11 protein-coding genes and 1 pseudogene are annotated in these 12,060 nt (G+C 69.7%); 10 read left to right on the top strand and 2 right to left on the bottom strand.

Annotation, left to right across the window (positions count from 1 at the left end):
- The 9 genes and pseudogenes from ACKOB8_RS05275 to ACKOB8_RS05235 form a co-directional block, all read left to right on the top strand.
- Positions 1-224, top strand: a pseudogene (locus tag ACKOB8_RS05275) (mammalian cell entry protein); the annotation flags it as partial.
- A complete protein-coding gene (locus ACKOB8_RS05270) occupies positions 225-1,283 on the top strand; it encodes an MCE family protein (protein ID WP_526376167.1) in 1,059 nt (352 codons plus the stop codon).
- Positions 1,276-2,328 (top strand): MlaD family protein, encoded by a 1,053-nt coding sequence (locus ACKOB8_RS05265; RefSeq protein WP_526376166.1) that lies wholly within the window; start codon positions 1,276-1,278, stop codon positions 2,326-2,328. Before ACKOB8_RS05270 ends, ACKOB8_RS05265 begins: the two co-directional genes overlap by 8 nt.
- A 20-nt stretch (positions 2,329-2,348) precedes the next feature.
- Complete coding sequence (locus tag ACKOB8_RS05260) at positions 2,349-3,440, top strand: MlaD family protein (RefSeq protein WP_526376169.1); 1,092 nt, start codon at positions 2,349-2,351, stop codon at positions 3,438-3,440.
- Positions 3,437-4,642: an MlaD family protein gene (locus ACKOB8_RS05255; protein WP_526376165.1), complete on the top strand. Its 1,206-nt coding sequence runs from the start codon at positions 3,437-3,439 to the stop codon at positions 4,640-4,642. The genes ACKOB8_RS05260 and ACKOB8_RS05255 overlap by 4 nt, the downstream gene beginning before the upstream one ends.
- The gene (locus ACKOB8_RS05250; RefSeq protein WP_526376164.1) at positions 4,639-5,889 is read left to right on the top strand and encodes an MlaD family protein; all 1,251 of its coding nucleotides are present in this window, start codon (positions 4,639-4,641) and stop codon (positions 5,887-5,889) included. Before ACKOB8_RS05255 ends, ACKOB8_RS05250 begins: the two co-directional genes overlap by 4 nt.
- A gap of 29 nt (positions 5,890-5,918) precedes the next feature.
- Positions 5,919-6,527: an Rv1363c family protein gene (locus ACKOB8_RS05245; protein WP_526376163.1), complete on the top strand. Its 609-nt coding sequence runs from the start codon at positions 5,919-5,921 to the stop codon at positions 6,525-6,527.
- A gap of 13 nt (positions 6,528-6,540) precedes the next feature.
- Positions 6,541-7,347, top strand: coding sequence for a DUF3298 domain-containing protein (locus ACKOB8_RS05240; RefSeq protein ID WP_526376168.1), 807 nt, complete (start codon positions 6,541-6,543; stop codon positions 7,345-7,347).
- Positions 7,348-7,464: 117 nt separating this feature from the next.
- Complete coding sequence (locus ACKOB8_RS05235) at positions 7,465-7,659, top strand: hypothetical protein (RefSeq protein WP_526376162.1); 195 nt, start codon at positions 7,465-7,467, stop codon at positions 7,657-7,659.
- 19 nt (positions 7,660-7,678) lie between these two features.
- Here the strand turns inward: ACKOB8_RS05235 and ACKOB8_RS05230 are convergent, their stop codons facing one another.
- Positions 7,679-9,706, bottom strand: a complete 2,028-nt coding sequence (locus ACKOB8_RS05230) for a PE-PPE domain-containing protein (protein WP_526376161.1) — start codon at positions 9,704-9,706, stop codon at positions 7,679-7,681.
- Positions 9,707-9,808: 102 nt separating this feature from the next.
- The gene (locus tag ACKOB8_RS05225) at positions 9,809-11,701 is read right to left on the bottom strand and encodes a CocE/NonD family hydrolase (protein WP_526376160.1); all 1,893 of its coding nucleotides are present in this window, start codon (positions 11,699-11,701) and stop codon (positions 9,809-9,811) included.
- Between ACKOB8_RS05225 and ACKOB8_RS05220 the strand changes: the two genes are divergently transcribed.
- On the top strand, positions 11,690-12,060 hold a 371-nt coding region (locus tag ACKOB8_RS05220), incomplete at its 3' end, for a hypothetical protein (protein ID WP_526376159.1). The two genes, ACKOB8_RS05225 and ACKOB8_RS05220, sit on opposite strands and share 12 nt — an antisense overlap.

The raw sequence follows: 12,060 nt of genomic DNA, 5'->3' as shown, positions 1-12,060 counted from the left end.
ACCCCAACCCGGCGCCGATCGCCCCGGTCGCGCCCCCCCCGCCGGGCTACCTGCCGGAGATGGCGCCGGCCTCCCACGGCGGCAACGTCGGCCCGGTCGGCAGCGCACAGGAACTGCGCCAGCTGTCCTTCCTCACCGGGCAGCCCGCCACCACCGCCACCCAGCTGCTGCTCGCCCCCCTGGTGCGCGGCATGACGGTCACCCCGGCCGGGGGCACGACCTAGATGAAACTGCGCAAAGTCCTGATCGGACTGATCTCCTTCCTCACCGTCACCTCGGTGATGACCTGGCTGGTGTTTTCGACCCTGCAGCGCGAGGTCAGCGGTGCCACCACCCGCTACGCCGCGGAGTTCACCGACGTGTTCGGCCTGCGCGACGGCGACGACGTGCGGATGGCCGGGGTGCGCGTCGGGCGGGTGATGAAGATCGACCTGCTGGCCGGCAACCGCGCCCGGGTGGACTTCGAGTTGCAGAACGACCAGAAGCTGCTGGCCAACACCGAAGCCGCCATCCTCTACCAGAACATCGTCGGCCAGCGGTATCTGGACCTGAGCAAGGGCAAGACCGGTGAGCCCACCGCGCTACCGGCGGGCAGCGTCATCCCGGTGGAGCGCACGATCCCCTCCTTCGACGTGGGCAAGGTGCTCAACGGCTACGAGCCGCTGTTCGCCACCATCGACCCGAAGGCGGCCGATCAGATCTCTCTCGCCGCGATCCAGTCGCTGCAGGGCGACTCGTCGGCGTGGGCGACCCTGGTCGACCAGACCGGGAAGCTCACCGACACCTTCGCCGGGCGCGACGCGCTGCTCGGCGACATGATCACCGGCCTGGATCGGGTGTTCGCGACGCTGGGTCGCCAGAACGACAACCTCGACGCGACGCTCAAAGACACCCGGGCGATGGTCAACACCTTCAACGCCCGCCGCCCGGAGCTGATCTCGTCGATGGGTTCGCTGTCACGGGTCGTCCAACAACTCGGCGCGGTCACCTCCGAGGTCAACCCGTCACTGCAGGCGCTGATCGAACGCGAGCCGGGTTTCACCGAGCACCTGGGCACGATCGAACCCCAGCTCGCCTTCACCGCCGCGAACCTGCCCAAGCTGCTCAAGGGTGTTGCCCGCAGCACCAGCGAGGGCGCCTACCTCAACGTCTACGCCTGCGACCTCAACGCACTGGCATTCTTCCCGGGCCTCAACGACGTGACGCCGATCATCGTCGACGCCGCCACACCCGGGAACAAGGCCAAGCACAGCCCGCGATGCCGGAACATGGCCAATGGCTGAGCTCGAGCGCAAGTACCGCGGGCTGCCGCGCAAACGCACCCTGGAGGATCTGAACAAGACCGCCGTCGGGCTGGTCGCCCTGGCGGTGATCACCGCCGTGCTGGCCGGCCTGGTCATCATCACCCGGGTCGGACCCGGCTACCGCCGCTACACCGCGGAGTTCACCCAGGCCGCCGCCCTGCTGCCGAAGAACCCGGTGACCGTCGCGGGCATCCAGGTGGGCACGGTCACCGGCATGAAACTCGTCGGCGACCGGGTGCGCGTCGACATGAAGGTGCAGAACGACGTTGCACTGGGCGCCGACACCCGGGCCACCATCATGGTCACCACGATCCTGGGGTCGCGCTACGTAGCCCTCTATCCCGGCGGCGACGGATCACTGCCCGACAACACCATCGACCTCGACCACACCGCGGTCCCCTACGACCTGCAGCAGGCGCTGCAGGATGTGGCCGTCACCTACGGGGAGGTAGACACCGACGACCTCGCCCGCGCCATCGAACTGCTGGGCCGGCAGATCGAGTCGATGCCCCCGCTGATTCCGCGGGCGATGGACAACCTCAAGAAACTCTCCACGGTGATGGCCGACCGGCGCGCGCAGTTCGGCAGCATGCTCACAACCATGGATCTGGTGACCACCACGTTGCGCCGCCAGCAGTCCAGCATCGGCAGCATGGTCCGGCAGGGCCAGCAGCTGCTGGGCGAATTCGTCCTGCGCCGGGCGGCTTTTCACGCGATGCTGCAGTCGCTGACCCAGTTGGTCACCCTCCTCGATGACACCGTCGTCGAGGACCGCGACCAGCTGGAGTCGCTGCTGACCGACGTCAAGTGGCTCTCCGGGCTGCTGGCCCAGCGCGACGACATGCTGCGCAACATCCTGCAGAGCGCCCCGCTGGCGTTGCGTGGTGTGGCCAACGCCAGCGGCACCGGCAACGCCCTGGACACCACGTTCACCAACGGACTGGTCATCGACTCCTGGATGTGCGCGATCAGCGGTCGCGCCGCGCAATTCGAGATGATCGAGTACTTCAAGGATTGCAAGTGAGGCGCTACCGGGGCTTGGTGATGCTGGCCGTGCTGGCCGGCGTGGTCGCGCTGGTCGCCGGAATCTACGGCTGGTCGGCATGGCGTGACCGACGCGACACGATCACCCTGACCGCGCAGTTCGACAACACCGCCGGGCTCTACCCCACCAACAACGTCGCCGTGCTCGGCATGAAGGTCGGCAGCGTGCGCCGGGTCACCCCGAAGACCGGCTACGTCGAAGTCGAGTTCACCGTCGACAAGGACGTCAAGATCCCGGCCGACGCGCAGGCCGTCACGTTGCAGACCTCGATCCTCTCCGACCGGTCCATCGAGCTGACGCCGCCCTACCGGGGCGGCCCGGCGCTGCGCAGCGGCGACACCATCGGCCTGGACCGGACCAAGACCCCGGTCGAGTTCACCAAGACCCTCGACATGGTCGACCGCCTCGCCACCTCCCTGGAGGGCGACGGCAACGGCCAGGGCGCGGTGCGCACCCTGGTGGATTCGGCCGCGGCGATGGCCTCCGGCAACGGCGAGCGGATCCGCTCGGCACTCGATGAGCTCTCCACAGCACTGCGGCTCTCCGCCGACGGCGGCGCGCAGACCCGCGAGCAGCTCACCACCGTGGTGGACAACCTCAGTTCGCTGATGGACGCCGCCGCGGCCAACGAGACCACCCTGCGCGACTTCGGCTCGACCATCCGCGCCCTCACGCAGATCCTCGCCGACGAGGATCTGGGCAGCGGCACCACCGGAAAGCAACTCAACACCGTGCTCGCCGAGCTCGGCGACGTCCTGGAGAGCAAGCGCGACACCATCAGGGACCTCGTCGCCGACGGTGACATCGCGCTGGGGGCCATCCTGGACCACCAGCGCGACCTCGCCGAGGTCCTCGACATCGCGCCGCTGACCCTGGACAACCTGTACAACGCCATCGACCGCGAGAACGGCGCGGCGCGGGTCCGGGTGCTGACCGACAAGGTGCTCTTCGACAGTCAGTCCGTCAAAGAGGTGTGCAACCTCATGCATCTGCGCCAATTAGGTTGCAGCACCGGCACTTTGCAGGACTTCGGTCCCGACTTCGGGCTCTCCTACATCCTCGACGGTCTCGCCGCGATGGGCCAGAAATGACGACCCGATACCGCGCCCTGTGCGTCACGCTCGCCGTGGCGCTGCCGCTGGCGACCGCCGGATGCGCCACCGGCGGCCTGGCCAGCCTCCCGCTGCCGCACCCCGGGGAGGGCCGGGGCGGCTACCGGCTGACCGCGGTGTTCGCCAACGCGCTCAACTTGCCGGCCTTCGCCACGGTGCGCCTGGCCGGGGCGGACGTGGGCCAGCTGGAGACCCTCGAGGCGCGCGACTACACCGCGGTGGCCACCCTGCGCATCCGAGACGGGGTGCGGCTGCCCGAGGGCACCACCGTCGAACTCCGTTCGGCGACCCCGCTCGGCGACGTCTTCGTCGCGGTCAAACCGCCGCCAGACGCGCCCGCCAACGCGCCGCTGCTCTCCGACGGCGACACCATCGGCATCAAGGACACCGCGGCGGCGGCCACCGTGGAGAACCTGCTGACCGGCGCGGCGATCCTGGTCAACGGCGGGGCGGTGCAGAACCTGACCGACATCATCAACGGGGCCGGCAAGGCGGCCGGCGAGGACGGCGGGAGGAACTTCCGCCAGCTGGTCGATCACACCACCGAGTTGCTCGACACCATGAACGCACGCAGCGGGCAGCTCGCGGACTCGCTGACCGCGCTGTCGGGGCTGTCCTCGCGCATCGACGGCAAGAGCCAGGAGATCGCCGAGTTGATGGCCGCGGCCGCGCCGGCCACCGACACCCTCGCCCAGCACACCACCCAGATCGCCGACCTCATCGTCGCGGCGGGCGCGACCGGCGAGCTGGTCGGCCGGTTCCCCTCCATCGCCGGCACCGACACCAGCGGACGCAGCGTGATCGCCGATCTCGACACCATCGCCGGCGCGCTCAACGACGTCGTGCTCGATCCGTCGGCGAGTCTGGCCGGGGTCAACCGGGTCATGCCGCCGATCATCAAGGCCTCGGCGAGCAACTCGCTGTCGCTGCGCGGAACGATCGACCGGCTCATCCTCGGGCACATCCCCGACATCGGCTTCCCCGGCGACCCCGGCTTCCACGGCCCGAAATGGTCGACCTTCAACCAGCTGATCGGCTCGTTCAAGTACACGCTGCTGCGCCTGCAGGAGCGCGTCGTCGGGCGCGGGCCGGCCGTGCCCCAGGTGCCGGTGATCCCCAGCCCCACCGCACCGGGCGAGTGGCAGGTGCCCGGCCCCCCGCCGGGAGGTCCGGGATCGTGATCGCCGCCCTGGCCAACGCACTGGTCGGCGCGGTCCGCACCAGCCACCGCCACAAGACCCTGCTCTCCGGCGCGGCGCTGGCGCTGACCCTGGTGGTCGGCGTCGCCTACCTGCTGCTGGGGTCGCTGCGATGGAATCCGCTGGAGTCGGTCTACCGGGTCACCGTCGAACTGCCGGCCTCCGGCGGGCTGCTGCCCAACCAGGACGTCACGCTGCGCGGCGTGCCGATCGGCAAGGTGGAAAAACTGTCCATCGTCCCGGCCGGGGTCACCGCGCAGGTCCGGCTGGACTCCTCGGTCCGGCTGTCGGCCTCCAGCTCGGCGCGGGTGAGCGGACTGTCCGCGGCCGGCGAGCAGTACCTGGACTTCGACGGCGGCGACGGCCGGGCGCCCTTCCTCGCCGAGGGCGGCACCTTCGCCCTGGGCCGCACCGAGGTGCCGGTCACCCTCGCCGAGCTGCTCGCCCACTCCGACGGAATGCTCAAGCAGGTGGACACCGAGAAGCTGGAGCTGATCAAGCGCGAGCTGAGCATCAGCGCGGAGGGCCCGCAGAAGCTCAGCGACATCGTCGAGGGCGGCACCTTCCTGCTCTCCGCGCTCGACGGCGTCCTGCCGCAGACCACCAGCCTGCTCAACACCAGCCGCATCACCCTGGCGCTGGTCGCCGACAAGAATCAGGGCATCAACGTCGCGGCGGCCAACCTCGACAAGGTGTTCGCCGGGGTGGAGCGGATGACCGGCGGCTTCCGCACGCTGACCGAGCAGACCCCGCGGACGCTGGGTGCGGTCGACAACCTGTTCACCGACAACTCCGACACCATGGTGCAGATCCTCGGGGACCTGACGACCACCACCGAGCTTCTCTATCTGCGGGTGCCCGCGATCAACGCGCTCTTCCCGGACTACCGCGGCTCGGTGCTCGATTCGCTGAGCGGCATCATCCACGACAACGGCTTCTGGGTCACCGCCGACATCTATCCGCGCTACTCGTGCGACTACGGCACTCCGCGGCTGCCGCCGTCGGCGGCGGACTACCCCGAGCCGTTCCTCTACACCTACTGCCGCGACGACGACCCCGCGGTGCTGATCCGGGGTGCCAAGAACGCGCCGCGCCCGGCCGGCGACGACACCGCCGGACCGCCGCCCGGGGCGGATCTGGGCCGCCAGACCGACCCGACACCGGAGGGGAAGTTCTCCATCCCGACCCCCTACGGCGGTCCGACGCTGCCGATCGAACCACCCAGCTAAGTGACCGCGACGAGGAGCGATGAGCGAAGATGCCAGTCATGACTGACGGAGAATCCCCGGCTGAATCCCCGGCCGCCCCGACTGACGACACGGCCGACGACACCCCCGACACAGTCGACGACGCCCCGGACGCCGGCCTGCCCGAACAGCAGGCACCCCCGCACCCCGGCCGGGTCCGGCGCCTGCTCGCCGCGGGCGCCGCCGCGGGGCTGCTTGCCGTGCTGGGCGCGCTGGGGTGGCAGGTCGTCAGCGAGCACCAGCTCACCCGCGCCGCCCAGGAGGCCCAGCGCACCGCCGTCGACTACGCCCAGGTGCTCACCAGCATCGACTCCGACAACGTCGACGAGAACTTCCGCGAGGTGCTCGACGGGGCGACCGGGGAGTTCAAGGACATGTACTCCGCCTCCAGCGGGGAGCTGCGTCAGCTGCTGATCGACAACAAGGCGACCGCCCACGGCGTGGTCATCGATTCGGCGGTGCAGTCGATCTCCAAGGACCGGGCGGTGGTGCTGCTCTTCGTCGACCAGTCGGTGTCCAACACCAAGCTTCCCGATCCCCGCATCGACCGCAGCCGGATGAAGATGACGCTGCAGAAGGTCGACGGGCGCTGGCGAGCAAGCAAAGTCGAGCTCCCCTGAGCGCATGACACGCATGACACGCAAAACACCCGGGCCGGCGCGCAGCATCGCACGCGTTGCGGTCGCGATCGCCGCCGCGGCGGCGGTGTTGCCGACCCCGAACGCGCCGACCGCGTCGGCATCAGCCGTCGGATTCTGCGACCGGATCGGCGGCCAGTGGGACGGCCGCTACTGCAGCGCGGCGGTGGTCTCCGACCGCAAAGCGGTCCGCCAGATCGCCATCGCCGTCCCGGCCGAGATCGACGACCCGCTGATGGGCGGGGTGCTCAGCGACTACCTCGCCACGTTGATGACCAACTGGCGCACCCTCGGGCAGGGCATGGCCGCCGACAGCTGGGGCAACGCCAACCTCGAGGTCTTCTCCCACGGCAGCCTGCGCTCGCTGGTGTTCCACGAGGACTACCACGCCGACGGCACGGCGATCAACGACGCCTACCGCACGTTCACCTTCGACCTGGCCGCCGGGCGCCAGGTGCAGCTGGCCGACCTGCTCAACCCCGGCACCCCGCTGACCGCGATTCCGCCGCTGGCCGCGCCGTTCATCCAGGCCGCGCTGGACGCCGCACCTCCCCCGCACCCGCCCAACACCTATCCCTTCGTGCCCGACCGCTGGACTCCGGACAAGGTGTATTCCGGCGGCTATCGGGCGTGGGCGCTCAACGCCGGGGAGCTGATCCTCTATCTGCCCGACTACCCCGTCGGCCGGGACAGCCCCGTCGACTTCAGCCCGACGGCGCTGCAGTGGTCGATGAACGGCGGCGTCGTAGCGCCCCGCATTCCGCTCAGCGCGCTGGCACCGATCCTGCGCCCGGGGATCTGAGGCTGGCGCGCCGCAGCGGCGGTGGGGTCGACCGGAGCGCAGCGATGATCCGGGGGCAAAGAGAATTCATGTCGCCCATGATCGCCGACCGCCGCTGCGGGCGGTAGCGTGGCGCGTGTGAACAAGGCCCTGCTGACGGTCGGGATCGTGCTGGCGCTGGCCGGTGGACTGTTCACCCTGCAGGGATTCGGGGCGGTGCAGGGCAGCCCGATGAGCAACACCACGACCTGGTCGGTGCTGGGTCCGCTAATCGCGATCGCGGGCCTGGTGCTGGCTATCTCAAGCCGCTACGTCAACCGGCCGCGCCGCTGAGCGGTTCGGCCCCGCGGACTCAACTACTGGAGATAATGCAGAACCCGGTCACCGGCGCCGCGCCGCCGCAGCCGGTCACCGCCGCCGCGAAGCCCTGCAGGAACACCGCCAGCTGGAAGACCAGGACCACGGCCGCGAGGCCGGAGGTGGCCGCGATCGGCCTGCCAACCGCGTTGATGATTCCGTTGATCAGATCACCGCTGAGCGCCTGCTGGACACCGTCGATGAAGAGGTTGAGCGCATAAAGCGGAAGTGAGATCAGCAGGGCGTTGGTGAAGTCGGCCAGCGGCAGCAGGGTGGTGTACAGCGCCGAGGCGGCCAGCGCGATCCGGCCGATGACCTCAGAGATCACCTCCTGCACGGTGTCGAAGACCTCGTTCAGCGTGGGCGGGTTGGCGGGTTGGGTGAGGATCTGGGTGAGCGTCGATGACACCCCCGTCACCACGCTGGACACCGTGTTGCCGATCGCGGTCCCGATCGCGGCGACCTCGCGCCACACCGAGCCGCCGGGCAGCCAGGCAGCGACGAAGTCGGTGATGCCCTGCTGGACTCCGGCGATCAGCTTGCCCACGACCTCCATCGGGTTCACCTGTGGAAACACCCCAAATTCGAGGAGCACGTTGGCCGGCGGTTGGTCGGCCTCGGTGCCGAACCCGTGCGCCCAATCCGCGTAGCCCAGGTCCACGATCACCTTCAGCGCGGGCTGGATCAGGTCCGCCAGCGGCCCGCCGAAGATCGGCAAGAAGCGCAGCGGAGTCAACAGCGGCAGATCCGGGGTCGGAATGAAGTAGTACTCCTGCCGGGCCTCGGTGCCCGGGGTCGTCGGCAGCCGCTTGCAGATCGACGACGGGTCCTGGCAGGCCACCGCGGGACCCTGGGCGGCCAGCAGCGGATCGATCGCGCCGTAGACGGCCGGGAAGTAGCCGTCCGGATACAGCGGCGGCGGGAAGGACGTCGACGCCACAGCACCGAGGTACTGCGTGTGCACCAGGAGGATGCCCAGCGCCGCGTTCAGCGAGGACAGGAAGTTCAGCGGATAACGCGGGAAATCGGCGAACCCGTCGTACTCGAGGGCGTAGTTGATGGTGCGGCCGGCCCACGGTTCCTCCGGTGTGGCGCCGTAGAGCACCAGGCCGGGGGCGGGCGCGGTGAAATCGGCGAACCGCGAGTACCAACCCCCGTTGGGGTTCATCTCCTGGCCCACCGTCACGAACGTGAACTGGTCGGGGTCGAGTCCCTCGATCGGCCAGTCACCCGCCTTGGGCGGTGCCGGCGGTGGGCACGCCGGGCTCGACGTCGCACAGCCGCCGTTCTGCTGATAGATCTGCAGCAGCGAGCTGATGATCGAGCTCTGCGAGTAGCCGAAGAAACTGAACGGGGTGCCCGGCGGCAGCACCGAAAAGGTTTCCTCGAGGCTCTCCCGGACCTCGGTGAGGCCCACCTGCGTGGAGGGATCGATGGGCAGGTTCTTGATCGCGGTGATCGGGTAGGCGCCCTCGGCGGTTTGGACCACCTGGGTGGTGAAGTTCGCGCCCGGACTGTTGGGCTGCAGATACCAGGCCATCGCGACATTGGTCTCTTCCTGATTGGGAATCGGCACGCCGCTGGCGCCCAGGACCCAGGCGCACGCTTGGCTCGTCGCGGAGCAGACGCTCGGGGTGATGGTCGGGATCGGGGGGATCGCCTGTGCGGCCCGCGGCGACGCGGACGGCGCCACCGCAGCGGCCGCCTCGGGAACCGGCGCCGGATCGCGCGGATCGGCCGCCGCCGCACGGGATCGCACCACCTCGCGCCCGGCGGGCTTCGCTGCGGCACTCGTCGCCGACGACGCCGCCGGCGCCGCCTTGCGGGCCCGGGTTGCCGAGTCCTTGGCGCGCCGTGCCGGGGCGGCCTGCGCGTGACTGCCGGCCGATCCCAGCGAATCGGCCGACGCGTCGCCGGGGGTGTCCGCCGCCGCGACACCGCAGCCGATGACCAGCGCCGCAGCGCCCAGGCCCAGGGCTGCCGCGAGCCCCCCGATACGGCCGATGTACTGAGAAGCGCCCATGGTCAAGAGTCCCTCCACGTGATCCCGTCTGCCCCTGCACGGAGCGTAACGGCCCCGGTGTCGGCGTTTCAGCAAAACGGGCGGATCGCTGCCGCGGGCCGACTACGACGCCGCGCTGCGATCACGCAGCGGCAGGTCGAGCTGGACGTTGGAGATGGTGATCGCCCCGATCGAGGAGTTGGCGTACAGCGAGGCGTAGCCGACGATCTGCAGGGTCAGCGAATCCCCGGCGCCCACCGTGTAGGCGATGTCCTGCAGTGCGATGCTGACGCTGTTGGCCTGCCCGTTCAGAGTCACCGGGATCGCCGAGACCATGTTGCCCACCACCAGCCCGGTGGTGTTGTCGATCAGCTGCGCGAACACCGCCTTGCCGTTGCCGATGCCCTGGTAGTCGAAGCTGAGCTGCGGGGCCCCCGCGATCTCGCTGCCCACCGGCGGGGTGACGGCGACGTTGACCGCGTTGGCGGCCGGGGTGGGGAAGGTCCCGTTGTCGGGGAAGGTCCGCATCTCCGCGGGCAGGGTGTCGGGACCCTGCAGCGGCCCGGAGCCGCCGATCACCGGGATGATCGGCAGCACCCCGCCGTCACCGGTGGCGGAGTAGGGGTCGGGCAGGTTGAACCCGGGCTGGAACGGCAGCAGATCGGAGGCGTAGTACTCGCCGTTCTGGTCGTACCACTGGAATCTCGGAATGTCGGCGGCCCGGTCATCGGTTTCGGCGACGTAGGTGTCCAGCCAGGCGATGGTGTCGGCGTACAGCCGCGCCGCCTGGGCCGGGTTGACCGGGGTGCGGCAGACGCCGTGCAGGCCGCAGAACCAGGCCATCTTGACCTCGGTTCCGAACGGGTTGGCCAGGATCCGCTCGGCGTTGGCGATCGCCTGTGCGAGCGGGAACAGTGCGTCGACGCTGCTCTGAACGATCAGTGCGGGGGCCTTGAGCTGGTTGAGCAGCGTCGTCGAGCCGCTGCTGCCCAGCACCGCCTGAGCGGTCTCGGTGATGGAGCCGACCAGCAACCCGGTCAGCGCGGCGGAATAGATCTGGTCGTTGATCCGCGCACCAGTGGCGACCAGCCCGAGCAGCAGCGTCGTCAGCCATGCCGACTTGACCACGTCGGTCGGATACAGCGAGGAGTTCAGCGCGTTCCAAGAGATGCTTGGCACAATCGCATCGACCCGCGGATCGGTCGCGGCGGTGACCCACTGGATCGCTCCGCCGTAGGAACCGCCTACCATACCCACCGCCGGATCACCCGGATCGTTGAGTTCGACCAACGGGTTGTTTGCGGCCCAGGAGATGATCGCCGAGGCGTCGCGGCCTTCGTAGAACGGGTTGTCCAGTTCGAAGATGCCGCCGGAGGCGTGCTCGCCGCGCGGGTCCCAGGTAATCACGCTGTAGCCGGATCCGCGCAGCACGTCCAGCGGCGGCACGAACGACGGTGAGCCCGGGGTCAGCGGCTTGGGGTACGGATCGGTGGCGCCTGGCAGCGGCAGCCCGGGTCCGTTGAGCACCAGCGGCGCGGTCGTACCGGCCTGGATCTCGGCGGCCGGGAAGAAGTTCGTGCTGATCTCCACCCCGTCGAACGAGGTCACCTTGTAGGTGAACGCCACCGGGGTCGTGCCTGGGGCCAGGGTGGCCACGTCGACCGGGATCTCGGCCACCACCGACGACCCGATGATCGGCGCCAACAATGAACCGACCAGCGGGGTCTGCTGCAGCAGGCCGATCACCGACCCGGCCACCAACCCGATCAACGGCAACCCTGTTAGGAACGCGTCGAAGTCGGTCACCTCGGTGACCCGCACGTTGAAGGTCTGGGTGTTCTTTCCCGCGCCGGTGTCCAGATCCCAGGTCAAATACGGCAGCACCGAAAAGTCCTGCGGGGTGGCGTCAGAGCCGGCTTCTGCGAACGTCAGTTTGCCGATGTCCTCCTCGCGGACGTCGCGATCGGTGCTGGTGTACTCGTAGGTCAGGCACGAGCTTTCTGCGTGGCCGAGCATGAGGTGTTGCCGAACCGGCCGCTGGTCGCGTTCAGCGCGCCCAGCACGACCCCGTCTTCGAACCTCACCGACGGGGCCACCGTGATGCCGTCGGCCGCGCCCTGCCCGGCGCTCACCGCCGCCCGGGCGACCGCGGCGCGCTGCGGTGCCGAGGGCCCGCGCCGCTCCGGCGATCTCGCGGCCGCCGGTTGCGGCGCCGCCGCGGTGCTGCGCGCCCGGGCCCGGTCGGCCCTGGCCGCCCCCGAGCGCTGTGCGCGCGCCGGACCCGCCGACGGCGTATCGGCGGGCGCACCGGCCGAGGGCGCATCCGCGGTGTCCGCCAGCGCCACCCCCGACCCGGCAAACAACGCCGCCGCACT

It is taken from the genome of Mycobacterium sp. (assembly GCF_046091765.1).
Taxonomy (GTDB): domain Bacteria; phylum Actinomycetota; class Actinomycetes; order Mycobacteriales; family Mycobacteriaceae; genus Mycobacterium.
This window is presented reverse-complemented; position numbering and strand designations above follow the sequence as displayed.

Excerpts from the sequence above, each read along its gene's own strand:
- ACKOB8_RS05270 (WP_526376167.1), top strand. The coding sequence starts at position 225 with ATGAAACTGCGCAAAGTCCTGATCGGACTGATCTCCTTCCTCACCGTC.
- ACKOB8_RS05265 (WP_526376166.1), top strand. The coding sequence starts at position 1,276 with ATGGCTGAGCTCGAGCGCAAGTACCGCGGGCTGCCGCGCAAACGCACC.
- ACKOB8_RS05260 (WP_526376169.1), top strand. The coding sequence starts at position 2,349 with ATGCTGGCCGTGCTGGCCGGCGTGGTCGCGCTGGTCGCCGGAATCTAC.
- ACKOB8_RS05255 (WP_526376165.1), top strand. The coding sequence starts at position 3,437 with ATGACGACCCGATACCGCGCCCTGTGCGTCACGCTCGCCGTGGCGCTG.
- ACKOB8_RS05245 (WP_526376163.1), top strand. The coding sequence starts at position 5,919 with ATGCCAGTCATGACTGACGGAGAATCCCCGGCTGAATCCCCGGCCGCC.
- ACKOB8_RS05240 (WP_526376168.1), top strand. The coding sequence starts at position 6,541 with ATGACACGCAAAACACCCGGGCCGGCGCGCAGCATCGCACGCGTTGCG.
- ACKOB8_RS05230 (WP_526376161.1), bottom strand. The coding sequence starts at position 9,706 with ATGGGCGCTTCTCAGTACATCGGCCGTATCGGGGGGCTCGCGGCAGCC.
- ACKOB8_RS05225 (WP_526376160.1), bottom strand. The coding sequence starts at position 11,701 with ATGCTCGGCCACGCAGAAAGCTCGTGCCTGACCTACGAGTACACCAGC.